This window comes from Vibrio sp. 10N.261.55.A7 (genome assembly GCF_002877365.1).
In the GTDB taxonomy this organism is placed as follows: domain Bacteria; phylum Pseudomonadota; class Gammaproteobacteria; order Enterobacterales; family Vibrionaceae; genus Vibrio.
Map to the genome: position 1 here is coordinate 1,314 of NZ_MCWZ01000173.1, position 483 is coordinate 1,796.

1 pseudogene is annotated in these 483 nt (G+C 46.6%); it reads left to right on the forward strand.

The annotated features are described in order from the left end of the window. Positions 1–483: pseudogene (locus BCU12_RS09940) on the forward strand (transporter); the annotation flags it as partial.

Below are 483 nucleotides of genomic sequence, written 5' to 3' on the forward strand. Positions count from 1 at the left end.
TCTGACTTCATGCAGATGCTTGTCATCATGGCAGTGACCATTACCTGTGCGGTAGCGGCATACTTCCACGGTGGTGGTATTTCAAACATCGTTGCGAACTTCGATGGCGACTTCATGTTAGGTAACAACCTAAACTATGTAAGCATCTTTGTTCTCTGGGTTGTCTTCATCTTCGTTAAACAATTTGGTGTGATGAATAACAGCATCAACGCATACCGTTACCTTTGTGCGAAAGACAGTGAGAACGCTCGTAAAGCGGCAGGCCTTGCTTGTATCCTAATGGTTGTTGGTCCACTAATCTGGTTCCTACCGCCTTGGTACGTAAGCGCATTCATGCCTGACTTTGCTGAGCAATACGCGTCTATGGGTGACAAAGCTGGCGATGCCGCTTACCTAGCATTCGTACAGAACGTAATGCCTGCAGGTATGGTTGGTCTTCTTATGTCTGCAATGTTCGCAGCGACAATGTCTTCAATGGATTCA